Annotated in this window: 23 protein-coding genes and 1 tRNA gene; 8 read left to right on the forward strand and 16 right to left on the reverse strand. The window is 62.2% G+C overall.

Going from position 1 to position 22109, the window contains the following annotated elements:
• Nucleotides 1-55 precede the first annotated feature (55 nt).
• From FKL89_RS16650 to FKL89_RS16665, 4 genes are all read left to right on the forward strand, one after another.
• Nucleotides 56-832: a crotonase/enoyl-CoA hydratase family protein gene (locus FKL89_RS16650; RefSeq protein WP_156863860.1), complete on the forward strand. Its 777-nt coding sequence runs from the start codon at nucleotides 56-58 to the stop codon at nucleotides 830-832.
• Between the two features lie 79 nt (nucleotides 833-911).
• Nucleotides 912-2795, forward strand: coding sequence for a feruloyl-CoA synthase (locus tag FKL89_RS16655; protein ID WP_156863861.1), 1884 nt, complete (start codon nucleotides 912-914; stop codon nucleotides 2793-2795).
• 19 nt (nucleotides 2796-2814) lie between these two features.
• A complete protein-coding gene (locus FKL89_RS16660; RefSeq protein ID WP_156863862.1) occupies nucleotides 2815-3342 on the forward strand; it encodes a MarR family winged helix-turn-helix transcriptional regulator in 528 nt (175 codons plus the stop codon).
• 2 nt (nucleotides 3343-3344) lie between these two features.
• Nucleotides 3345-4211 carry an amidohydrolase family protein gene (locus FKL89_RS16665; RefSeq protein WP_156863863.1) on the forward strand — a complete coding sequence of 289 codons (867 nt, stop codon included), beginning with the start codon at nucleotides 3345-3347 and terminating at the stop codon, nucleotides 4209-4211.
• 108 nt (nucleotides 4212-4319) lie between these two features.
• Here FKL89_RS16665 and FKL89_RS16670 read toward each other — a convergent pair whose 3' ends face one another.
• The gene (locus FKL89_RS16670) at nucleotides 4320-4937 is read right to left on the reverse strand and encodes a Crp/Fnr family transcriptional regulator (protein ID WP_156863864.1); all 618 of its coding nucleotides are present in this window, start codon (nucleotides 4935-4937) and stop codon (nucleotides 4320-4322) included.
• Nucleotides 4938-5042: 105 nt separating this feature from the next.
• Between FKL89_RS16670 and FKL89_RS16675 the strand changes: the two genes are divergently transcribed.
• The 4 genes from FKL89_RS16675 (at nucleotide 5043) to FKL89_RS16690 (ending at nucleotide 8435) form a co-directional block, all read left to right on the forward strand.
• Nucleotides 5043-5525 (forward strand): cytochrome c, encoded by a 483-nt coding sequence (locus FKL89_RS16675; RefSeq protein ID WP_156863865.1) that lies wholly within the window; start codon nucleotides 5043-5045, stop codon nucleotides 5523-5525.
• A 49-nt stretch (nucleotides 5526-5574) separates the two neighbouring features.
• Entirely contained in the window at nucleotides 5575-6612 is a 1038-nt protein-coding gene (locus tag FKL89_RS16680) for an NAD(P)H-dependent flavin oxidoreductase (RefSeq protein WP_156863866.1), read from the forward strand.
• Nucleotides 6613-6781: 169 nt separating this feature from the next.
• Entirely contained in the window at nucleotides 6782-7261 is a 480-nt protein-coding gene (locus FKL89_RS16685) for a TlpA family protein disulfide reductase (protein WP_238363618.1), read from the forward strand.
• Nucleotides 7262-7331: 70 nt separating this feature from the next.
• Entirely contained in the window at nucleotides 7332-8435 is a 1104-nt protein-coding gene (locus tag FKL89_RS16690) for a transglutaminase-like domain-containing protein (protein ID WP_156863868.1), read from the forward strand.
• Nucleotides 8436-9009: 574 nt separating this feature from the next.
• Here FKL89_RS16690 and FKL89_RS16695 read toward each other — a convergent pair.
• The 15 genes from FKL89_RS16695 to FKL89_RS16765 all read right to left on the reverse strand — a co-directional run bounded on the left by FKL89_RS16695 (nucleotide 9010) and on the right by FKL89_RS16765 (nucleotide 21992).
• Entirely contained in the window at nucleotides 9010-9702 is a 693-nt protein-coding gene (locus FKL89_RS16695; protein ID WP_156863869.1) for a hypothetical protein, read from the reverse strand.
• A 356-nt stretch (nucleotides 9703-10058) separates the two neighbouring features.
• The gene (locus tag FKL89_RS16700; RefSeq protein ID WP_162527559.1) at nucleotides 10059-10490 is read right to left on the reverse strand and encodes a putative toxin-antitoxin system toxin component, PIN family; all 432 of its coding nucleotides are present in this window, start codon (nucleotides 10488-10490) and stop codon (nucleotides 10059-10061) included.
• 5 nt (nucleotides 10491-10495) lie between these two features.
• Nucleotides 10496-10828: a type II toxin-antitoxin system Phd/YefM family antitoxin gene (locus FKL89_RS16705; RefSeq protein WP_238363400.1), complete on the reverse strand. Its 333-nt coding sequence runs from the start codon at nucleotides 10826-10828 to the stop codon at nucleotides 10496-10498.
• A 473-nt stretch (nucleotides 10829-11301) separates the two neighbouring features.
• Nucleotides 11302-11388 (reverse strand) — tRNA-Leu (locus FKL89_RS16710).
• 36 nt (nucleotides 11389-11424) lie between these two features.
• Nucleotides 11425-11910: a TlpA family protein disulfide reductase gene (locus tag FKL89_RS16715; RefSeq protein WP_156863871.1), complete on the reverse strand. Its 486-nt coding sequence runs from the start codon at nucleotides 11908-11910 to the stop codon at nucleotides 11425-11427.
• Nucleotides 11911-12160: 250 nt separating this feature from the next.
• Nucleotides 12161-13897, reverse strand: coding sequence for a thiosulfohydrolase SoxB (gene soxB / locus FKL89_RS16720; RefSeq protein WP_181955205.1), 1737 nt, complete (start codon nucleotides 13895-13897; stop codon nucleotides 12161-12163).
• A 505-nt stretch (nucleotides 13898-14402) separates the two neighbouring features.
• Complete coding sequence (locus FKL89_RS16725) at nucleotides 14403-14993, reverse strand: macro domain-containing protein (protein ID WP_156863873.1); 591 nt, start codon at nucleotides 14991-14993, stop codon at nucleotides 14403-14405.
• Between the two features lie 446 nt (nucleotides 14994-15439).
• On the reverse strand, nucleotides 15440-16090 hold the full coding sequence (gene soxX, locus FKL89_RS16730) for a sulfur oxidation c-type cytochrome SoxX (RefSeq protein ID WP_156863874.1): 651 nt from the start codon (nucleotides 16088-16090) through the stop codon (nucleotides 15440-15442).
• Nucleotides 16091-16111: 21 nt separating this feature from the next.
• The gene (soxA, locus tag FKL89_RS16735) at nucleotides 16112-16861 is read right to left on the reverse strand and encodes a sulfur oxidation c-type cytochrome SoxA (protein WP_156864763.1); all 750 of its coding nucleotides are present in this window, start codon (nucleotides 16859-16861) and stop codon (nucleotides 16112-16114) included.
• A 161-nt stretch (nucleotides 16862-17022) separates the two neighbouring features.
• Complete coding sequence (gene soxZ / locus FKL89_RS16740) at nucleotides 17023-17337, reverse strand: thiosulfate oxidation carrier complex protein SoxZ (RefSeq protein ID WP_156863875.1); 315 nt, start codon at nucleotides 17335-17337, stop codon at nucleotides 17023-17025.
• Between the two features lie 134 nt (nucleotides 17338-17471).
• A complete protein-coding gene (gene soxY / locus FKL89_RS16745; protein WP_156863876.1) occupies nucleotides 17472-17945 on the reverse strand; it encodes a thiosulfate oxidation carrier protein SoxY in 474 nt (157 codons plus the stop codon).
• A 92-nt stretch (nucleotides 17946-18037) separates the two neighbouring features.
• Nucleotides 18038-19075, reverse strand: a complete 1038-nt coding sequence (locus tag FKL89_RS16750; protein ID WP_238363401.1) for a c-type cytochrome — start codon at nucleotides 19073-19075, stop codon at nucleotides 18038-18040.
• A 169-nt stretch (nucleotides 19076-19244) separates the two neighbouring features.
• Complete coding sequence (gene soxC / locus FKL89_RS16755) at nucleotides 19245-20594, reverse strand: sulfite dehydrogenase (RefSeq protein WP_156863878.1); 1350 nt, start codon at nucleotides 20592-20594, stop codon at nucleotides 19245-19247.
• 7 nt (nucleotides 20595-20601) lie between these two features.
• The gene (locus tag FKL89_RS16760; RefSeq protein WP_238363402.1) at nucleotides 20602-21060 is read right to left on the reverse strand and encodes an ArsR/SmtB family transcription factor; all 459 of its coding nucleotides are present in this window, start codon (nucleotides 21058-21060) and stop codon (nucleotides 20602-20604) included.
• A 332-nt stretch (nucleotides 21061-21392) separates the two neighbouring features.
• Nucleotides 21393-21992 carry a thioredoxin family protein gene (locus FKL89_RS16765; protein WP_156863879.1) on the reverse strand — a complete coding sequence of 200 codons (600 nt, stop codon included), beginning with the start codon at nucleotides 21990-21992 and terminating at the stop codon, nucleotides 21393-21395.
• Nucleotides 21993-22109: the final 117 nt, after the last annotated feature.

A 22109-nucleotide genomic window follows, 5' to 3' on the forward strand; every position in this document is an offset into this window, starting at 1 on the left:
CTGCGATCGGACAAATTAGTTACATTTAATAATCAATTAAGGAGGAGGCTTGTCCATGAGCAGCTCGGCAAGTGAGGTAGCGGTCGAAATTCGCGACACGATTGCGGTGGTGCGACTGATGCGCCCGGCCAAGCGTAACGCGCTGAGCGACGCGCTGATGGCCGAGATCGACGCCGCGTTCGCAGCGCTGCCCAAGTCGGTCGGATGCGCCGTGCTCACCGGCAGTGGCGACCACTTCAGCGCCGGCCTCGACCTCTCGGAGATCCGCGAGCGCGACGCCGTGGAGGGGCTGCACCACTCCCGGAGCTGGCACCGCATTCTCGGCAACCTGGAGTTCGGGCGTATTCCTGTCGTCGCAGCACTGCACGGTGCGGTGGTAGGCGGCGGACTGGAGCTGGCGTCGAGCTGCCACATCCGCGTGGCGGACGATACCGCCTTTTTCGCGCTGCCGGAAGGCTCGCGCGGCATCTTCGTCGGTGGCGGCGGCTCGGTGCGCATCCCGAAGTTGATTGGCGCCCACCGCATGCTCGACATGATGCTCACCGGTCGTGTGTACAAGGCCGCCGAGGCGGTACCGTTGGGCTTTGCGCAGTATCACGTGCCTGCCGGCCAGGCGCTCGACAAAGCGATCGCGCTCGCTGAACGCATCGCCACCAACGCGCCGATGACCAACTACTCGCTGATGCACGCGCTGCCGCGCATCGCCGAACAGCCAGCCGACCACGGCTACCTGACCGAAGGCCTGATTTCGGCCATTGCGCAAAGTGCACCGGAGGCAAAGGCGCGGGTACGCGAGTTTCTCGAAGGTCGCGGGCCGAAGGTCAAGGCCTGAGTTCAGTCAACAGCTCACCGACATATCGCGCCGGGACTGAGAGGACAGGCCGGCGCATCGCAGAACCCAAGGAGGAAACATGAGTGCGCAAACCAGCGGCCCCCGCTACCGCCCGCTCGCGTTCGGTGTCACCCGCGTCGTCGTGCGCGAGAGCGATGGTCACACCTATGCCCGTGCCGACCAGACGCTGGGCGAGCACGTGCCACGTATCACCGATCGCCTGACCCACTGGGCAACTGTGGCGCCGGAGCGGCCGTTTCTGGCGCGTCGCGCACAGAACGCCGATGGCACCCGCGGTGACTGGCGCGTCGTTACCTACGGCGAGGCACTTGCAGCCGTCCGCAGCATCGGTCAGGCGCTGCTAGACGCGGGCGCCAGCGTGGATCGCCCGCTCGCCATCCTTTCAGAGAACAGTATCGAACACGCGCTGCTGGGACTGGGCGCGATGTACGTCGGCGTGCCGTATTGCCCGGTGTCGACGCCATATTCGCTGGTCAGCCAGGATTTTGAGAAGCTGCGCCACGTGCTTGGCACCATTACACCGGGCGTCGTCTACGCTGCCGATCTCGCGCGCTACAGTCGCGCTATCAATGCGACGGTCGCGGCCGACATCCCGGTAGTCTGTGACGACCCGGCTGCCGGATCGCGCACCGCAGGCAAAGTGGTCGCGCTGGCCGACTGGCTGGCGACCCAGCCCACCGCCGCCGTGGACGCCGCGCACGCCGCCACCGGGCCGGACACGATCGCCAAGTTCCTGTTCACCAGCGGCTCGACCAAGCTGCCCAAAGCGGTGATCAACACCCAGCGCATGCTCTGCGCCAACCAGCAGCAAATGCGGCAGTCGATGCCGGTGCTGGCCGATGCCGACAACCCGCCAGTGCTGGTGGACTGGCTGCCGTGGAACCACACCTTCGGCGGCAATCACAACTTCGGCATGGTGCTCTACAACGGCGGCACGCTCTATATCGACGATGGCAAGCCCACAGCCGCGCTGATGCATGAAACCCTGCGCAACCTGCGCGAAGTGGCGCCGACGCTCTACTTCAACGTGCCCAATGGCTTTGAGCTGATCGCGCACGCCATGCGCAGCGACGACCAGCTGCGCCGCACGCTGCTCTCCCGCGTCCGCATGTTCTTCTACGCCGGCGCCGCGCTGGCGCAGCCGATCTGGGACAGCCTCTACGCCAGCGCCGAGAAGGAAGTGGGCGAGCGCATCGTGATGACCACCAGCATGGGCATGACGGAATCGGCGCCGTTCGCGATCTTCGTCACCAGCCCGCACATCCGTGCAGGCGAACTCGGGCTGCCGACGCCAGGCATGGAGATCAAACTCTCGCCCAACAGCGGCAAGCTGGAGCTGCGCTACAAGGGACCCAACATCACACCGGGCTACTGGCGCAACCCCGACGCCACGCGCGAGGCGTTCGATGACGAAGGCTTCTTCTGCTCGGGCGACGCCGTGCAATGGAGCGACCCGGATGACCTGCATCGCGGCATCCGCTTCGATGGTCGCATCGCGGAGGACTTCAAGCTCGCCACGGGCACCTTCGTCAGCGTCGGCCCGCTGCGCGGCAAGATCATCGCTGCGGGTGCACCCTACGTGCAGGACGCGGTCATCACCGGCCACGGCGAGCACGAAGTCGGCGCCATGCTGATCCCGATTGTGCCCGCTGTGCGCAAGCTTTCCGCCCTGCCCGAGAGCGCGTCGCTGGCAGACGTTTTGGCCTCGAAACCGGTGCTCGATCACTTTCAGGGGGTGATCAACAAGCTTGCCGAGAGCGCCACCGGCAGCGCCAACCGCGTCGCACGGCTCTGTCTGCTCGCCGATCCGCCGTCGCTCGACAAGGGAGAGATCACCGACAAAGGCTCGATCAATCAGCGCGCCGTGCTGACCCATCGCGCGGCAACGGTAACTGCCCTCCACGATGACAGTCTGCCGAACATCGTGAAGCCTGGCGCCTGAGCGAAGGCCTGCAAGCCGTATGTCCCGCCGTATCCGCACTTTCAACCGCACCGCTGGCGACGCCCCGCCGGGCGCCAGCAACGAGAGCGTCATCGACACCTCGTTTCTCGAATCACTGCTGGGCTACAACGCCCGCCGCGCTGCGCTCACCATCATCGAGGCGTTTCTCGAACGCATGAGCGTGTACGGGCTGCGGCCAGTGGATTTCTCGGTGCTCTCGCTGATCACCCACAATCCCGGCATCACCTCGCGGCAGCTCTGTGCCACGCTGGGTATCCTGCCGCCGAATCTGGTGAAGCTGGTATCGGACCTCGACAAGCGCGGCCTGCTGGTGCGCAAGCCGCACCCGGATGACGGCCGTGCCATTGGCTTGCATCTGAGCACCGATGGCAAGAAGCTGATGCGCGAAGCCGAGGCCGCCGCGCGCGATCTGGAAGACCGAGTATCCGCACCGCTCAGCCCTGAAGAGCGGACCACCCTGATGCGCCTGTTGCGCAAGATTTACAAGCCGGAGCCTTCTGCACCGGCGTTGAAGGCAGAGAAATAGCCATGAAACACGAAGACCTGATCGCCATCGACATCCACACCCACGCTGAGGTAAGCTGCTGGAACCCGTTCGACGCCTATGGCGAGGAATACGACCGCGCGGCGGACAAATACTTCCGATCCAGCCGCCGACCGACAATTGCCGAGACCGTTGCCTACTACCGCGAGCGCAAGATCGGGCTGGTCATGTTCACCGTGGATGCCGAAGCCAACTTGGGACGCAAGCGTATTCCCAACGAAGAGATCGCCGCCGCCGCCAAAGAGAACAGCGACATGATGATCGCCTTTGCCAGCATCGACCCGCACAAGGGCAAGATGGGCGCCCGTGAGGCCGAGCGGCTGATCAAGGAAGAAGGAATCAAGGGCTTCAAGTTGCACCCGACCGTGCAGGGCTTTCACCCGAACGACCGCATGTGCTGGCCGCTCTACGAAGTGATCAACGCGCACAAGCTGCCGGTGATCTTTCACACCGGGCACAGCGGCATCGGGTCCGGCATGTATTGCGGTGGCAAGCTGCGGCTCGAATACTCCAACCCGATGCATCTCGACGACGTGGCGGTGAACTTTGGCGACATGCAGATCGTCATGGCGCATCCGAGCTTTCCATGGCAGGACGAGGCGCTCTCGGTCGCGACCCACAAGCCGAACGTGTGGATCGACCTTTCCGGCTGGAGCCCGAAGTATTTTCCGAAGCAACTGGTGCAATACGCCAATACGCTGCTGAAAGACCGCGTGCTGTTCGGCTCCGACTATCCGCTGATCACACCCGAGCGCTGGATGAAGGACTTCGAGGAAGCAGGGTTCCGCCCCGAGGTGATGCCAGGGATTCTCAAAGGCAACGCGGTGCGGCTGCTCGGGCTCGAAGCCTGATCCGCTAGCCCTGCAGGAGCGACTCCACCGCAGCCCGACGTCGGCATCGGCATCGGCAATCTCGCTCGCGGCAAAGCCGGTCGTACGTTCGGCGCACCGTCGCCCGGCTCACCGCATTAACTGAAACCGCCCCGGCTGCGGCTCCGCCAGCCTGCCCTCGTCCTTCATTCGTCGCAGCGCCCGATACAGCGCTTCGTGACTGAGTCCGAGCTCTTCCGCCCACTGCCGGCGGGTGCCACGCAGGGTCAGGCTGAAGTCGCGGCCATCAAGCGTGATGGCGTGAGCGATGCGATCAACGGCGGTATCGAGGCTCAAACGTTCCACGGTCGCCCGCAAGCGGATCACTTCACGGGTGAGGCGTTGCATCCAGAGTTGGCGCAGCTCGGGCTCTGCGTCAATCGCTTCACGCAGCGTGTTGATCGGCAGCTGCAGTGCGCATGTCGCCGTGGCGCTCACGACATCACAGTGGTAGCGTCGACTCTCCAGGCTGGCCTCGGCCACCGGCCCGCGCTGCACACGCTGCATGACAGCCACGCGCCCGTCTGGCGTGTGGCGAATCAGCCGCACCTCACCACTCAGAACGTAGTAAAGCCAGGCCGGCGCTTGCCCGGCTCGCGCAAGGGTCTTACCGGCCGCCACTTGCAGGTGCCGCGGCGCCGGCACCTGCGCACGCGCCAGCGCAGCCTGTAGTGCGTTCAGCAGCGGGTCGGCTTCCTCAGCGCTCATGCGCGGCTCCCTCGCCGGTCAATGAAGGTGTATGACCGCAATCATATGTCCGGACGGCGCCAACCCCTATCTTCCCGCCTGTCAAACAATTCTTCAGCGGCGCTTATGAGAGCCTTCTTCCCTGCTATCGTTCTTGCTACCACCACGCTCGCTGCCTGCAGCCACGCACCGGGCGCTGGCGATCAGGGTTTGCACAACCACGGAAGCACGTCCGATATTGACGCCCGTACCGAGGTGGTGTTTCCAGAGCCGCTGCGTGCGCATACCCTGAGCAATATGCGCGACCACCTGAAGGCGCTTGCCGAAATTCAGATCGCGCTGGCCGAAGGCAAGTTCGACACCGCGTCGGCGGTGGCGGAGCAACGGCTTGGCATGTCCTCGCTCAAGTCACACGGCGCACACGATGTGGCGCGTTACATGCCCGCTGGCATGCAGGCGGCGGGCGAGGCCATGCACCGCAGTGCCAGCCGCTTCGCGGTCGAGGCGCAGAACAGCGGCGCGACCGGTGACCTCAAACCTGCAGTGCAGGCGCTGGCGCAAGTCACAGCCACCTGCGTTGCGTGTCACGCAGGCTATCGATTGCGCTGATATTTCCATGCGTTGCCGAGGGCCAGCCGCGCTGCATTAGCATCGCTGCATGAACGCGCAAGAACTTTTCGGCATCCAGCTCCCCATCATCCAGGCGCCGATGGCGGGCGTGCAGGCGAGTGCACTGACCATCGCGGTGTCGCAGGCAGGCGGCCTTGGTAGTCTGCCCTGCGCGATGCTGACGCACGACGCGCTGCGCACCGAGCTGGCCGCGATCGCCACGTCCGGGATCAAGGCGTATCAAATCAATTTCTTCGCGCACACGCCGCCGGTGCCGGATGCTGCGCGCGAGGCCGCGTGGCGCGAGTCACTGGCCCCGTACTACCGCGAGTTCGGCATCGACGCCGCCAGCATCCCGACTGGCCCTGGCCGGATGCCGTTCAGCCCCGAGGCGCTGGAGATCATCGCCCCGTTCAAGCCGCCGGTGGTGAGCTTTCACTTCGGCTTGCCGCCGGATGACTTGCTGGCGCCCATCCGCGCCTGGGGCGGGAAGATTCTCTCGTCCGCCACCACGCTGGCCGAGGCGCGCTGGCTGGCTGCGCGCGGCGTCGATGCCATCATCGCGCAGGGGCTGGAGGCCGGCGGTCATCGCGGCATGTTCCTCAGCGACGACCTCACCACACAGATCGGCACGCTGCCGCTGGTGCGCCAGATCGTCCGGTCGGTTGACAAGCCAGTGATCGCGGCGGGCGGCATTGCCGATGCCGAGGGCGTCGCCGCCGTGCGGCGGCTGGGCGCCATCGCCGCGCAGGTGGGCACAGCCTACCTGCTCTGCGACGAAGCAACCACCAGCGCCCTCCATCGCAAGGCATTGCAAAGCCGCGATGCGGAGCACACCGCGCTGACCAATCTGTTCACCGGCCGCCCCGCCCGCGGCATCGTCAACCGCATCATGCGCGAGCAAGGCCCGATCAGCACCGTCGCGCCTGCCTTCCCGCTCGCGACCGCAGCGGTCGCACCGTTGCGCACGAAGGCGGAGGCCGCAGGCAGGGGGGATTTCTCGCCGCTGTGGTCCGGACAAAACCCGAGTGGTTGCCGCGCCGTGCCCGCGGCCGAGCTGACCCGCGCCCTCGCCGCGTTGGTGTGAGCGCACGCTCGCTGACGCATGTCGCGAGAGTGTCAGGATTCAGCGCACGACGCCGACTCTCCGGCAACCGTGAATTTCCGTCGAACAAAGTGCAGTTGATCAAATCGGCGAGGCTGCTTTGAACCGCCGACATGCCCTGACCACCCTCGCCGCGCTGTTACTCCCGGCCGTGGCGCCACGCCCTGTATTGGCCAAACCGACGCCACGACCTTGGCCTCAAGGGCGCGCAACACCCGCATTCGAACTCGACGCGCTCAGCGGCCCGCCGGTATCGCCCGCCTCGTTGCGCGGCCGGCCGTTGCTGCTCAATTTCTGGGCCAGCTGGTGTGAGCCGTGCCGTGCCGAAATGCCTTCGCTTGAACTACTTGAAAGCCGCCACGCGTCGGCCGGCCTCAAGGTACTGGCTATCAACTTCCGTGAGACCGATGGCACGGTGAAGCGCTTTGTCGAGCAGACCGGGCTATCGCTCACCGTGCTGCGCGACCGCGATGGCGGCACGGCGCGCGACTACGGTGTCAAAATCTATCCAACGACCATTGCCGTCGATCGCGCCGGCCGCGCCCGCTTCTCGGTCACCGGTGAAGTCGACTGGCTCGGGCCGGATGCGGCGCGCTGGTTGCGACCATTGCTCGAATCGCGGGCAAAGTAATCAACGTCCTGCCACCACAGCCCTGTCGCATCACCCAGTTTCCGTCCCATTGTCATCTACGGAGAAAACGATGAATTTCAGCATCACCCGTCGCCAGTTGCTGCAAGCTGGCCTGATCTCGGCGCTGCCGATCCCCGCCTTTGCACAGGAGCGCAAGTTTGAGCCAGTCGCTGGCCCGTGGCGTACGTTTGAGCTGACCACGACCGTGACGGTTGCCGAGCCGAAGGGCGTCAACAAGCTCTGGCTGCCGGTACCGGACCTCGATACCGACTGGCAGAAGACCCTCAGCAACGACTGGTCGGGCAACGCCACCCGCGCCAGCCTGGCGAACGATCCGGCGCGCGGCGTGCGCATGGTTTACGCCGAGTTTGACGCTGGCGTTACGGCGCCCACGCTCACCGTCACCAGCAAGCTGCAAACGCGCAACCGCTCGGTTGACGTCACGCGCCCCGGCACTGTGGCCGACGTTGACGCCGCCTCGCTCAAGCAATACCTCGGACCCACGGAGCTGCAGCCCATCGACGGCGTCGTCCGCAAGACTGCACTCGAGGCAACCAAAGGCGCCAAGACCGAGATCGAAAAGGTGCGCGCCCTCTACGAATGGGTGATTGCCAACGGCCATCGCGAGCCCACCACGCGCGGCTGCGGCACCGGCGACATCAAGACGATGCTGGAGACCGGCAACCTCGGCGGCAAATGCGCCGATCTCAACGCCCTGTTCGTCGGCCTCTGCCGCGCGGTGGGCATCCCGGCGCGTGATGTCTACGGCCTGCGTCTCGCCCCGTCGGCCTTCCCGTACAAGGAGCTCGGCGCCAACTCGGCCAACCTGAAAGGCGCGCAGCACTGCCGCGCCGAGGTGTACCTGAAGTCGCACGGCTGGGTGGCCATGGACCCGGCCGACGTACTCAAGGTGATGCGCCAGGAAACGGCCGAGTGGATCAAGGACCCGAAGCATCCCGTCGCCGCGCCGGTACACGCCAATCTGTTTGGCCGCTGGGAAGGCAACTGGGTGGGCTGGAACACCGCGCACGACATCCGCCTGCCGGGCAGCAGCGCCAAAGGCACGCTGCCGTTCCTGATGTACCCGAACGGTGAGAACGCGTCCGGCGCGTTCGATTCCCTGTCACCAGACACGTTCAAGTACGTGATTTCGGCGAAGGAAATTACGGCTTGATGCGGCGCTGAGGTGGCGGCGCGATGTGATCGCGCCGCGCTGCCGCTCGGTTGCTCTACCTCGATCTCCCGTAACACTGATATTCGAAATTTGGTGAACGGATGGTTGAACCACTCGCATCGCCAAACATGCCTAGCGTGAACCAGACTCTCGAAGGCAATCTCGCGGAACTTCAGCGCATCGCGCTGTGTTGCCAGTAGCGCCTCCTCTGGAGGCCACATCGCCGCCCTTCCATACGTCGAATCAGTCGCCCCGCAGCGGTAACGCTTGTGAGCGAGCATTGGCAGTACTGTTCGTAATCCCACACGAAGTTACGCGAGTCAGTCGCTGCCCTTCTGGATGTAGATTATTTTCCGCATTTTTGCGGAGATAACCGGCCCTATTCGCCGCAAGCCCAAGAACCCGCAAACCGCGCAACTTTGTCGGTTTGTCGCCGCAACATGCTCAACGACGGCGGGTTGCAGCTTCGCGATCGCGGTTTGCTCTTTCTGCGACGCTTTTGGCCGCTGACGTACTCGCAATAGGGCAGCACGCGAAAGAATCCAATATGCACGATCTCGTTGACCGAGACACGTCACGTCTTTGGCAGCTCCCTGAACGGTGCACCAGCACTCACGATAGACGCCATCAAGGCACGCGCCTGGTGTTCGACTTCGTCCACATTGCGAAGCTGCACAGCATAGTGGGCCTCCCAACGCAATCGATGGTCATTTACCTTGATGACCCATTCGTCGCTTGGTTTCTTAACCGGCAGCAGATTCGCCTGAGCCCTCAATAACTCGACTATCGCTTGCTGATGAAGCTGAGTGAAGCTGGCAATCGCCTCCCTCATTTCCGGAAAGTACAGACCAGTGATTCTTTCGACGCGCGGTAAAGGGGATGTTACTGGCGAAGTGTCACTCGTGAAGAACCTACGTTGCTGCTCAACAACCAACCACTCCATTGCTTGGTGAACCGATTCGACCAATTCCTCTAGCTTGACCCGACGCAACGCTTTCCACTCCCTCAACATCCAGTCGTCGTGCGCAACCGCTAATTTCACCTCTTCCGCGACTTTCGTGGTGCTCTTAAGTTGATCCTTGATCTCCTCAAAATCCGCCTTTGTCGCCAATACTTCACCGCGTTTGCGGCCGTAAGCGCCAAAGTACGCAGCGAAATAGTTCGCGACGGCCGTAATTGCAATCGCAAGAATGATGAACCACCAAGTCTTGTCCACATATTCGGACGCAATATGGTTTGCAAGGGATCGAACAAGAGCCTCGCCCATACCGGCTTCCTTTGAAGTAGACCGCCGCGCTATGCCGCTAGCGATTGCATGAATCAGTATCGATAGTTCGCGCGCCCCACGACAATACCAGCACGGCCGCGCTTAGCGCGCGGCTTCCCTAACGCAACCGGCGTAACTCTTTCGACACGAGGTTGCGTCCTGATCTGGCGGATATGGGAGGCCTTGGATCGCTCACATTTGACAAACCGAATTTCAGGTGTCCCCAGACATTTGAAGTCCGGTTGGTTCGAGGGCGAGACTCGAACCCGCACACTGCCACTAGCGGCGGATTTTGAATCTGGCAAAGTTAGAACCAGTCGTGGCCAGCAGGTCTTGTGGACGCAGACAAAATCGTGTCAACGCGCTGTGTAGTTCCGAACAAAATCACCTGCCTTGAGGATTTCTACACCTCGCCACGGGTGAAGCACGAGCAAGTCTTGGTCACCCGTCACAATGAGTTTTGCGCCGCTGTCCAGCGCTAGCGCGAGAAATTTGTTGTCGTCCGCATCGGTGCAGTCGGCGACGATGCTGTGCGAATCGACATGCTGGACGACGCGGTTGAACGTGGCGACCACCTCGTCGCGATGACGCTCGTTGTCAAAGTAGCGCAGTAGATGCTGCCGCTTGATGCGGGTTTCGAATTCTCCCCAAGTGTCAACGGTGACAACCAGTTCGAAGTGCTCCACCGCCAGATCAAGGCATTGCCGGGTGATTGATCTCGGGAGAATTGCCGCGCTGATCAGCGTGTTGGTGTCGAGAATGATTCGCGGCAGCTCGTGTTTGTCCACCACTGCTACCGGGCGTCGAGCAATGCATTAAGTTTTTCCTCGGTCAGCCCGTCCGCCTCAGCTCGATCACGAACAGGCGCCAGCACACGATCGAGTTCTGCGACGGCTGCCTTGCCGCGGAGTGGCATCAACGCGCTGAGCGTCTTCATGAACTGATATTGCAGGTCGACCGGGTCACCGCTTGCAGAAATCAACACTGACACCGGACGGCCACGACGAGTGAGCACCACGGGCTCACGCTGGGAGGTATCAATCAGTTCACCGAAGCTGTTTTGCGCCTGCAGCGAGGTCATTGTTTTCATGTTTGCCCGGATATTGCCTATTTTTTCAGCAGTCATTATAGCTGTTTCAGACGTTATGGCTGTTAATGGTCTGCGCGGTGGCGTGTGGTGGACAGGGCTAGTCAGCGCCCGGCGGTGACGGGTGAGCAATTAGTTCGTTGGGGTTGGTGCTGGCTGGCCGCTCGCTCGCGCTCACGTCCCGATCAGTGCGCTTCGCGCAACCTTGCACGTTGCAATGGGCGTGACGATTTCGACGCATCTTTGCGTCCGTGACCGGCAGATAGGGGAAGGCTTTGGAGCGCTCAAATTTGACCCAACCGGATTCAAATGTCCACCGGACAATCTGCACGATGCGGCGCTCGCTTGCGCTCACGCCTCGGTCTGCGCGCTTCGCGCGACCTTGCACGTTGCAATGCACGTAACTGTTTCGACGCATTATTGCGTCCGTGACCGGCAGATAGGGGGAGGCTTTGGAGCGCTTGCATTTGACCCAACCGGATTCAAATGTCCACCGGACATTTGAATCCGGTTGGTGCCGAGGGCGGGACTCGAACCCGCACACTATCACTAGCGGCGGATTTTGAATCCGCTGCGTCTACCAATTCCGCCACCCCGGCAAGAGCGCGACTGGGCGAAACCCAGTCAGCCTGAAATTATAGCCAGCGTGCGAGTTCGGCGACGTCCTCGTCCAGCAGCTCGCCGCTTTCGACCTGTTTGACCTTGCCGTCGCGGCCGATCACCCAGATGACCGGCAGGCCTTTCACGTCGCCGAGCACGCGCTGCCACTCGGGCGTCATCATCGCGGCATTGAAGGTGTAGCCGTGCTGCTGCATGTATTTCGGCACTTCGGCAGCGTTTTTGTCGATGGAGAGCGCGAGCACTTCGAGGCCCTTGCTCTTGTTCGCCTTCAGCAGTTTTTCGAGCTTCGGGTTCTGCACTTTGCAGAACGGACACCAGGTGGCGAAGCGCTCAACGATCAGCACTTTGCCTTTCCAGTGCTCGGGCTTGAGCACTGTGCCGTCGATCAGCGTGACGGGCGGCAGCGTGACTGCGTCGCCGACGCTGGCGGCGGTGGCGTGGAAGGTGGTGGCAGCGGTCAGCGCAACAACGATGGATTGGACGAATTGGCGGCGATTCATGGGTACGTCTTTTCTTTCAAATGGCGTCTGCACTGGGCTTAAGTAGCGAAATGGCTTGAAGTCGACTTTATGCAATTTAATGTGCTGAGCCCAATTGGAACGGGTATTTCAGCGAAAAGCCGATCAACCAATTTTTGCCTTGATGGACCTGGTATTTCTCGTGTTCATGGTTCGACAGGTTCACCGCGAACGGGTTGCGGCGAACCCTCGGTCTGGATTCCCGCCTTCGCGGGAATGACAGGATTTCCACTCACGCAATGCCCTTGTTGCCCTCAGCGTTCAAGATGCGCGGCACGTTGAGCTTGCGGGCGGTGATGCGTTTCTTTGACTTGAGCCAGGTCTCCACCACGTCCCACACCGGCTCGGTCTTGTTGGCGATGGCGGCATCGCGCGCGGCTTCGGCCACCGGTGCCCAGCCGGCGACCTTGTAGGTTTTGGCGGCGTCAATCGGTGTGCCCTTCAGCCGCATTTCGGTGATACGTTTGCCCTGCGCAGCGAGCGGGTCAATGGTGTATTGCAGGCCGCCCACGCGCACCATGTCGCCGCCCTGCTGGTAGTACGGGTCAGGGTTGAACAGGTTGTCGGCGACGTCCTCCAGCACCGTCTTGATCATCTCGCCGCTCATGTCGGTGACGGTGGTGTAGGGGTAGGTGATCGCCGTCTGATCCATCAGGTGCTCGCGCGTGATGGCCTGCCCCGAGAGCAGCGTCGTGCCCCAGCGGAAGCCCGGCGAGAAGCCGATCTCGGCGCCTTTCACTTCCATCAGCGCATCAAGAATCAACTGGTCGAACGAGCCGTTGAAATTGCCGCGACGGTAGAGCATGGCATCGGTGGTGGCGAGCTTGGCGCTGAGCCTGGCTTCGTAGGGCGCGCGGATTTTGGTGATCAGCGCGTCCATCGCGGCATCGGCCGGCAGCAGATTCGAAAAGATCGGCAGCAGCTTGTAGCGGAAGTCGGCGATCTTGCCGTCCTTGACGTCAAAATCGAGCACGCCGAGGAACTTGCTGTTCGACCCGGCGTTGGTCACCAGCGTGGTGCCGCCGGGGTTCTTCACCGGGATCGCGCCGGGCACGCCGTCGTGCGTGTGGCCGCCCAAGATGGCGTCGATGCCGCGCACGCGGGAGGCGAGCTTGAGGTCCACGTCCATGCCGTTGTGCGAGAGCAGCACCACGACCTTTGCGCCCTTGGCGCGCACTTCGTCGACGGTCTTCTGCATGTCGTCTTCGCGGATGCCGAACGACCAGTCGGGCGTCATGTAGCGCGGGTTGGCGATCGGCGTGTAGGGGAAAGCCTGGCCGATGATGGCGACCGGCACGCCGTTCATCTCTTTCATCGTGTAGGGCTTGAAGACGAGGTCCTCAAAGTCCGTCGTCTTCACGTTGTTGGCCACGAAATCGACCTTGCCCTTGAAGTCCTTCTCCACGATCTCCTGCACGCGCTTGGCACCGAGCGTGAACTCCCAGTGCGCGGTCATCACGTCCACGCCGAGCGCGAGGCAGGCGTCCACCATGTCCTGCCCGTTGGTCCACAGCGCCGTCGCCGAGCCCTGCCAGGTATCGCCACCATCAAGCAGCAGCGCGCCGGGGCGCGATGCCTTCAACTGCTTGACCAGCGTCGCCAGATGCGCAAAGCCACCCACCTTGCCATACGCCTTCGCCCCGGCCTCGAATTCAAGGTAGCTGAAAGCATGCGCGTCGCGGCCACCACGACGGATGTTGAACGCCTTCAGCAGATGCTCACCGACCAGATGCGGCGGCTGGTTCAGCGCACTGCCAAAGCCCAGATTGACGCGCGGCTCGCGGAAGTAAATCGGCTTCAACTGCGCGTGGCAATCCGTCATGTGCAGCAGGTGCACATTGCCAAAGCGCGGCAAGTCGTAGAACTTGTCCACCGCCGAAGGCGTGGCGGCCAGCAGCGCCTTGCTGTCAAGCGCTGCGCCTGCCGCAGCGGCGATGGCGAGGATGTTCAGAAATTCGCGTCGTTCCATATTTATCTATCCCGTGTCATTCCCGCGAAGGCGGGAATCCAGTCCTAAGTGCCGTTCGTGGTGACCCTTCGACAAGCTAAGGAGTAAACGCAAGTCGAACCATGAACCCGTAAACCGTAGGGTGCAATCTCATTGCACCCAAATTGCTACCAACCAATCTTGTTCATCGCAAAGGTGGTTGGTCCATAACCAGCGCGCTTCGTGGCCGCGCGGGGCCAGTTACCTTTTTTGCTTCGCCAAAAAAGGTAACCCAAAAAAGGCGACCCCAACGATTCGCCTGTTTCCTGCGGTGCTCGCGTCAGGCGGGCGTCGCAGAAATCGCCCGAATGTTGCGCTGACGCGCAACCAGTGGGCTCATGCTGCGCCGCTTGGACCGCCTGCCGCTCCGCTCCTCGGGGCGAATCCATGGGGATCCGTCGAACCAAAGCTTGATCGCTTCGCGATGAAGTTCACGGGAACCCGGATGCGAGCATCCTGGCTAAGCCGCTACCTCCGTACATTGCCGTCATTCTTCAAGCAAGCCTCTATGTTGTGCGAGTACGCCTTTCGCTGTTGACCGCCATGCCGTTTCGCCGCGCTCTACCTCACGAAATGCGGCAGCCATTTGGCGCGCCACAACGTTTGGCGGAACCATTCCAACCCCGGCGCCCAGTCCTGGTACCAGTACCGACGCAATTTGAGTATGAGCTTGCTGGTTGTGTTGTCGGATCGCAAGCAATGCGGCCCGAAACGCCAAGTAAGTATTCGCTGTACCGTGAATTCTGGAAGGCACACGCATAGTCGGCGCACTAACAAGATATGGAATTGCGTGACTTTCTGTCGGTATGACTAGCGCACATCCGACCGGCAGCTCTCCTGCAAAATCCGAATTAATTCTTGCGCGCAGCCGCTCTTCAACCCCCCAGCCGAAGAAGTGCGAATACGCCAAGTCGATGCCGCCGTCCATGAAACCAAAACTGTTTGCCGGACTGATAATGGCATCTGCGTTGTGCTGCAGGATGTCTCCGACCTCAGCTATCACCGAGGGTTCTTGAGCAAAGGCCAGGCGCCACGCAGTCGCCAAATCTTCATCGAAAGTGCAAAGGCGAAGCCTCATCGAGGCCAGTCGGAGCGACGTAGCCCGGATGCTCGCATCCGGGTTCCGCTCCCCATCGCGAAGCGATCAAACTGGGGTTCGACAGGGATCCCCATGGATTCGCCCCGAGGAGCGGAGCGTTTCGCGGTCCAAGATGCGTTGTCGTCGTGTATTGGCGATGCGTGAGCATCGCGTCCGCACGACGTCCAACGCATCCCGCGAAACGCGAGCACCGCAGGAATCAGGCGAATCCCTGGGGTCGCCTTTCTTTGGTTACTTTCTTTGGCGAAGCAAAGAAAGTGACTGCCCTGCGGCATGAGCAGTTCGTTGCAAAGAGCGAACTTCATTTCACCGTCACCCTCTCCCTAACCCTCTCCCCTCAAGGGAGAGGGAACCAGCGGCGTTCATGGTTCGACGAACTCACCACGAACGGGGGAATTGATCACTTGCGCCACGTTCAACAACGGTTACTTGTTCACCGGGCTTGCTGGGTCGAGCAGCAGCGCCATCACATCCTTGATCTGCGCTTCGGTCAGGATGCCGGCATCGCCGAACCTCGGCATGTTCACGCAGGCGTTGTAGGCGTGGGTGTTCCAGATGCGCGTCCAGGTGTACTTCAGGATCGGCTCGGTCTGGCCGCGGTTCTTGCCGTAGTTCCACAGCGTCGGGCCAATGTTGCCGTGCGCGATTTCGGCCTTGTCGATCTGGTGGCAGGCGTAGCAGTTGCCACCCGCGGTCGCGCCGGGTGCGTCACTGAACTGCAGGCCGCGGCCGTTCTGCGCGATGGCTTCACCGCGCTTCCAGTCGCCAAGATACTTGCCGTCTGTCGGATACTTCACCGAGGCCATCGCGGCCGCCTGCAACTGCTCCCGCAGCTTGTCGTCGAGCGGTTTGCCGGTGCGCGAGGCTTCGGTGCAGGCCTGCTGCAACGGCGACTGATCCAGCCGCGTGAGGCGCGCCGAGGGCGAGTCCTTGAACGAGGCCTTCATGATGGCCACGATCTCGGCGTCGGTTGGTGCCTTGGCGGCGGGCGGCGATGACGGGCCGGTAGCGCAGCCGACGAGTGCGGCTGCAACGGTAGCGACGAGACCGGCACCGATCACAAATTGCTTCTTCATGATGTTTCCTTCGGGTCCGGTTTAGCGCTTGATCGCGGGTGCGTCCATGGTGCCGTCTTTCGCCTTCACGCCCATATAGGTGATCAGGTCGATCGAGGCCTGCGAGAGAAACTCCATCTCGGGCATGCGCTGCTGGCGGAAGCAGTCGAGCAAGCGCCACTGCATGGTGCGCATTGCACCCTGGCTCACGCGATACGCGGGCCAGGTGGTGAACGCGCGCTGCGCGTTGTCAGCCTTCTGGAAATTCGGCAGGTCCTGCAGGCGGATGCGCTGACCATCCACACCGTGGCAGGTGGCGCAGGCAAAGTCATACGGGCCGCCCTTGAAGAAGAACATCTTCTCGCCGCGCAGGAATGACTCACGCTCTTTCGGATGACTCTGCGGCAGGTTTACCTTGGCGCCGCGTGACTGACCGACGACGTAGGCAACCAGTGCCTCATGATCGGTTTGCCGTTCGCTCTGGTTCAACGAGTGCGGGCGCTTGGTCAGCTCCGCCATCGTGAAACCCTGCAGCGTGACTTCGCAATGCACGATGCGCGATTCGAGATCCATCACGCGATCCACGTCGGCGAAGTAGCGCGGCAGCACGGCATTGACGCCCTGCACCTTGCCGGCACCGAGGCCCAGATCGCAGGCTTCAAGCGAGGCATTCTTCGGGCCGCGCTTCTGCTTCCACAAATCCTCGCCACGCATTTCGAGCAGCTCGGCCGGGTTGCCATCCGCCAGCAACTGGCGATAGCGTTCGATTTCCTTCTGTGCGTCCTGCGCCATCAACGGCAATGCGGACGCGGCGAGCAATGCCGCCAGCAGTTTTGCTTTCACCTAACTCCTCCTTAAAAGCAAACTTGATTTTTGTCGGCGACAGCGCCGTAGCGCGGGCATTGCCCGCCTTGCGTGGGACTGACGGGCAATGCCCGCCCTACTGCTTGCGGTTACGAGATTGCCGCTTCGTCGGTGCGCTTGTCACCCTTGTTGTCGGTCCAGGTCACGATGACCTTATCGCCCTTGGCGCCGCCCTTGAAGCTGAAGTTCAGCACCGGGTTTTGCGATACCGACGGGCCGAGCTGGGCGCTGAGCACAGTCTTGCCGTTCCACGTTGCCGTCACGTTCTGGATGTGGTGGGCCGGGATCACGTTACCCGCGCCATCCTTGCGCTGGCCGGTTTCCATGATGTGGGCCATCAGCACACGCACTTCGGTGATGCCGCCGTCTTTCAGTTGTGCGCGAATGCGCATCGGATCTGCCATGTTCTTTCTCCTCTAACTTCTGGTGCCTGACAACCGCGCGAAGCGCCGTCAGGCAAGGCGTCGGAGCGCGCCGTGTGCCCAGGCACACCAGCGGGCCGACAACGCAGCATCACGGCGCTGCAGCCGGTTGTCGATTAGCCGCCGCAACCACCGAGCGTTACTTTGACTTCCTTGGTGGCCACGTAGTACTTGCCGTTGGCCTTGACCACGGCGTGCACGTTGGAGCTCTGGCCCATCTTCACGCGGGTGCCCACGTTGGCTTCGGTGCCCGCCGGAATGTCGAACTGTGCTGACAGCGCGTACGGGTTTTTCTCGACGAGGATCGCGATCGACTGCGTGCCGGCGATCTTGCTGGCAACCGCGATCGGCACCACGGCGCCGTTTTCAGCGATGTCCGGCGCGGTGATGGCGATGTCGCCGGATTTTTCTACGGCCGAGCCGCCCAAGGCCTTCACCACATCATTCAAGGACTTGGCGTCAAACGCGGCCTTGTTCCAGTCCGCAAACGCCGATGCCGGCAACACACCCGCACTGACGGCGGCGACGACCACGGCAAAACTGCCGCCGGTCTTGAGCGCCTGACGGCGCCCGGTATCAATTGAGTTCATCGTTGCTACCTCCAAAAACCTGATTTGGTTGAATTTTAGGCGCTGTACTGCGGGCGCCTTTGCGTGTTTGTCCGTATATCGGTATGCCACCCTTACTGGAACTTGCCGGCGGCAATCCATTCCGCGATGGCGCGGATTTCAGCGTCCGGCACATGATCCTGCGGTGGCATCGCCGTACTTCCCCAGGCGCCACTGCCGCCCGATTTGATGCGCACCGTCAGCAGTCGGATGGCGTCCGTGGGCCGTTGCGCGGCGTACTTCTTGTGCACGTCAAGCAGCGCCGGGCCAACGATCTTGTTGCCGATGCCGTGGCAAGCGAGGCAGGCGTGGGCCTGCGCCATCTTCATCGGGTCCGACGCGCCACCGGTGGCAGCGGCTGCGCCCCTGTTGCGGGCAGCGAGTGCGACGAAGGTTTGCGGCGCCGGCTCCAGTGTTTCTGCGCCACGCACACCACCCAGCGTGCGATTCTGCAGCGCAATGTCACCGTGGGCGTTGCGAGCGTAGTCGGGCAGATGGCTGGTAACCGTGACCTTCGGCGCGCAGTTGGTCATGCAGCTTGAGCCCTGCACGTCGGGCTTGGCGCCCTGCTCCCACAGGCCGTGCTCGCGCGTCTTGCCGTTGCGGTTGGGCAGGCGGTTCTGCGTGGCCTGCATGTTCTTGTCGGACAGAACGTAGTCCGATGGCACCACACCGCCCATGTTGAGGATGTAGGCGACCACCGCGTAAACGTCGTCGGTGGTCAGGCTCTTCGGCTGGTTCCACGGCATCGCGCGGTTGATGTAATCCCATAGCACCGAAAGCTCGGAGACTTTCATCAGCGTGGTGCGCTGCGGCACAGTGTCGCTGCGCAACGAGGCGACGTGGCCGGTTTTCACGTCTTCGGCAGTGGTGCCGCCGACGATGGGCGTGAACACTTCGTTCGATTCACCGAACGCACCGTGGCAGTTTTCGCAGCGCGACTCCCACACTTCCTGCCCGCGCGCCACCGTCCCTGCACCCGGCGGCAAACCGGTGAAGTCGGGCCGCACGTCGATGTCCCACGCCTTGACCTCGGCCGGCGTGGCCGGGCGGCCAAGTTTGGCGAGTTGCGGTGAGTCGGCGTGGGCACTCGCAAAAGCAAGCGCACTCACGAGCGCGGCTTGCAACAATCTCGTGTTCCCTCCCCCCCGGTGGGGGAGGGTTAGGGAGAGAGGGATCGGGCGTCGCAAGGTCAAACGCCCCCTCTCCCCCGCCCCTCTCCCACGAGGGGAGAGGGGAGCGTTCATCTGCGTATCTACATATGCACGCACCAGCAATCGGTTAACCCACCTGAACATTGCTAACCTCCCCGTTGGCCGAGACGAGCCAGCTCTGAATCGAGTTGTTGTGATAAATCGACTTGGTGCCGCGCACCTTGCGCAGCTCCGTGATCGAGGGCTGCACGTGGCCGGTCGAGTCCGTCGCCCGCGACATCAGGATGGCGTCGCCACCGTCCCAAGTCCAGTCGATATTGAAGCGGGTCAGGCATTTGTCGAGGACCGGTGTCTCCAGCCGCGCCGTCCGCCAGTTCTTGCCACCATCGACCGAGACATCGACCTTTCTGATCTTGCCGCGACCGCTCCAGGCGATGCCGGTGACGTTGAAGTAGCCCTTGTCGATCAGCACCTGACCGCCGGACGGCGAGGTGATCACGCTCTTCACTTCCTGGATGCTGGTGTACTGCCGGTGCTGGCCGTCGGGCATCAGGTCGACGTAATGAATCGTTTCATCCTTGGTGGCGTAGGGCTGGTCGCCTACTTCAATGCGGCGCAGGTATTTCACCCACGACACGCCCTGCACGCCGGGTACCACCAGGCGCAGCGGGTAGCCGTTCTCGGGCCGCAGCATTTCGCCATTCATGCCGTAGGCGACCATCACGTCGTCGAGCACGTTGGCCATGTTGATGGTGCGCGTCATGCTGCTGCCGTCGGCGCCTTCGGCAAGCACGAATTTGCCCTTCTTGAAATCGGCGCCGCAGTCATCGAGCAGCCATTTCAGCGGCACGCCGGTGAACTCGCAGCAGGACAGCATGCCGTGCGTGTACTGCACTGTCGGCACCGCGACATTGCCCCACTCCATGCCGGTATTGGCGCCGCACTCGATGAAGTGCATGCGCGAGATCGACGGCATGCGCATCAGGTCGTCCATGGTGTAGACCTTGGCCTGCTTGACCAGGCCGTTGATCATGAAGCGATGCTGCGCCGGGTCAATGTCCCACCAGCCCTGATGATGGCGCTCGAAGTGCAGCCCGCTCGGCGTAATGATGCCAAAGAATCCCTGCAGCGGCGCAAAGCTCACGCTCGCTGCGCCCACGCGGGTGAGGCCTGGGCTCTCGCGGCGTTGCAGGTTTTCTTCATGTTTGGACGGCAAGCCGTAGGGGCGGGCGGCGACTGGCTGGCCGAGGCCCTTGGTGTGCGCCGGCAAATTCAGGATCGCCGGATCGCCCTCGCCGACGTCAGCCGCAAAGGCGCCCTTTAGCAACGCCAGTGCGCCGGCAGCGCCACCGGCGGCAAGGAAAGCCTTGCGCAGGAAGCTGCGGCGGTCGTCGCGCGACAGCGTCATCGCGTCGCGGGTCAGGAAAAATTCGGGCGCCTTCTGCAGGCGACCCGGCCGTTGGGGTGGGAAGGTCATGACGGTCCTAGCGTGCTTCTTGTTGCGCGGCGAGTGCGGCGTAGGTTGGCGCGCGGGATTCAGCATGCACGGCAACCTCGCCCTCGCTCATGAATTGCGATGCGCCGCGCTGCAGGGCCTGAACGTCGGTCTGTTCCATTTCGCGGGCGACCAGGCTGACGCAGGCGTTGCGGCAGATCTCGGTGAGCGTACGGTCAGTGATGGTGTAGAGCGCCTGCGCTCCGACCTTGCGGCGGGAGGCCACGCCGGCCATGTGCAGGTTGGCGAGATGTCGTGACACCGTGCTTTGCGACAGTCCGGTCGTCGTCACCACATCATTGACGCTCTTTTCGAGGTTGCAGATGGTGTGGATGACCTTCAGGCGCGACGAGTCAGACAGCAGCGAAAAATATCGCGCTACCTTGTCGAAGACAGGTTCGAGCTCCTCCACTTGCACCACCTCCTTCTTGTCCTTGATCTGGTTCAAGCGAAGTGAATTATGCGCATACACGCATATTCGCAAATGCGGGTTTTCCCGCAATTATTGTGCTTCGACAACGTTATGGCTTTTTGTTGAAAGCCTTATTCAATATGGGCTCAATGCATGAAACGCCATAAAGTCGATTCGCGCAAAAAATTGCCTTTGAACCCCAAACAGATGCGCTTTTCGTTACCGAGCTGAGTTCGGACAGCACCGGTGCAGGTGCCCGATCGGCGTGGCACGTCATCGCACGCGGCTTGTGCTCAGAAATCGGTCAGCGCTGATCAGAAAATGAAAAAGCCCGGCTGAACCGGGCTTTTCAGGAAGCGAGTGGTCGCTTACGGATACTTGATGCTGCAGCCATACGGGGTTGAGGTGGCCACCGTGATCGGCTTGCCGGCCAGGGTTTCGTCGAGCGCGGCGCGAACAAAGTTCTTTGCCGTTTTAACGTCGGCCGGGTTGGCGCTGCGCTTGTCATCGATCCCGCCGGCATAAACGAGCTTGCCATTGGGGTCGATCACGTACATATGCGGCGTGGTTTTCGCCTCGTAGGCCATGCCCGCCTTGCCAGTCTCGTCCATCAGCAGATAGCTCGACGCGCCCTTCCACTCGCCATTCATTTTGGCGTTGAGTTTGGTCGGCTCAAGGTAGTCGGTGGCGGATTTGTTGGTGCTGTTCACCGACAGCCAGACCACGCCTTTGGCCGTCGCGTCCTTCTGCAAGGACTGCATGTTGTTCGAGTTGTAATGCTTCTGCACGAAGGGGCAGCCGGGGTTGGTCCACTCCAGCACCACGTGTTTGCCCTTGAAATCGGACAGTTTCACCGCCTTGCCGTTGACGTCGGTCAGTGCGAAATCGGGGGCCGGCTGGCCAATGCTGACAGCGTGCGCAGCCACCACGGCAGTGGAAATCAGGAGGGTTGCGAGCGTTCGGATCATGGGGACTCCTTTTAGATTCAATGACGAGTGACGAATGACCAATGACGAAACGGGAGCGCGGCGGCGCGCACCGCACTTTCCGTCATTGGTCATTCGTCCAGCAGCGCGAAGCGCGCT

This window comes from Casimicrobium huifangae (assembly GCF_009746125.1).
Lineage (GTDB): Bacteria > Pseudomonadota > Gammaproteobacteria > Burkholderiales > Casimicrobiaceae > Casimicrobium > Casimicrobium huifangae.

Excerpts from the sequence above, each read along its gene's own strand:
- FKL89_RS16650 (WP_156863860.1), top strand. The coding sequence starts at position 56 with ATGAGCAGCTCGGCAAGTGAGGTAGCGGTCGAAATTCGCGACACGATT.
- FKL89_RS16655 (WP_156863861.1), top strand. The coding sequence starts at position 912 with ATGAGTGCGCAAACCAGCGGCCCCCGCTACCGCCCGCTCGCGTTCGGT.
- FKL89_RS16660 (WP_156863862.1), top strand. The coding sequence starts at position 2,815 with ATGTCCCGCCGTATCCGCACTTTCAACCGCACCGCTGGCGACGCCCCG.
- FKL89_RS16665 (WP_156863863.1), top strand. The coding sequence starts at position 3,345 with ATGAAACACGAAGACCTGATCGCCATCGACATCCACACCCACGCTGAG.
- FKL89_RS16670 (WP_156863864.1), bottom strand. The coding sequence starts at position 4,937 with ATGAGCGCTGAGGAAGCCGACCCGCTGCTGAACGCACTACAGGCTGCG.
- FKL89_RS16675 (WP_156863865.1), top strand. The coding sequence starts at position 5,043 with ATGAGAGCCTTCTTCCCTGCTATCGTTCTTGCTACCACCACGCTCGCT.
- FKL89_RS16680 (WP_156863866.1), top strand. The coding sequence starts at position 5,575 with ATGAACGCGCAAGAACTTTTCGGCATCCAGCTCCCCATCATCCAGGCG.
- FKL89_RS16690 (WP_156863868.1), top strand. The coding sequence starts at position 7,332 with ATGAATTTCAGCATCACCCGTCGCCAGTTGCTGCAAGCTGGCCTGATC.
- FKL89_RS16695 (WP_156863869.1), bottom strand. The coding sequence starts at position 9,702 with ATGGGCGAGGCTCTTGTTCGATCCCTTGCAAACCATATTGCGTCCGAA.
- FKL89_RS16705 (WP_238363400.1), bottom strand. The coding sequence starts at position 10,828 with ATGACTGCTGAAAAAATAGGCAATATCCGGGCAAACATGAAAACAATG.
- FKL89_RS16715 (WP_156863871.1), bottom strand. The coding sequence starts at position 11,910 with ATGAATCGCCGCCAATTCGTCCAATCCATCGTTGTTGCGCTGACCGCT.
- soxB (WP_181955205.1), bottom strand. The coding sequence starts at position 13,897 with ATGGAACGACGCGAATTTCTGAACATCCTCGCCATCGCCGCTGCGGCA.
- FKL89_RS16725 (WP_156863873.1), bottom strand. The coding sequence starts at position 14,993 with ATGAGGCTTCGCCTTTGCACTTTCGATGAAGATTTGGCGACTGCGTGG.
- soxX (WP_156863874.1), bottom strand. The coding sequence starts at position 16,090 with ATGAAGAAGCAATTTGTGATCGGTGCCGGTCTCGTCGCTACCGTTGCA.
- soxA (WP_156864763.1), bottom strand. The coding sequence starts at position 16,861 with ATGGCGCAGGACGCACAGAAGGAAATCGAACGCTATCGCCAGTTGCTG.
- soxZ (WP_156863875.1), bottom strand. The coding sequence starts at position 17,337 with ATGGCAGATCCGATGCGCATTCGCGCACAACTGAAAGACGGCGGCATC.
- soxY (WP_156863876.1), bottom strand. The coding sequence starts at position 17,945 with ATGAACTCAATTGATACCGGGCGCCGTCAGGCGCTCAAGACCGGCGGC.
- soxC (WP_156863878.1), bottom strand. The coding sequence starts at position 20,594 with ATGACCTTCCCACCCCAACGGCCGGGTCGCCTGCAGAAGGCGCCCGAA.
- FKL89_RS16765 (WP_156863879.1), bottom strand. The coding sequence starts at position 21,992 with ATGATCCGAACGCTCGCAACCCTCCTGATTTCCACTGCCGTGGTGGCT.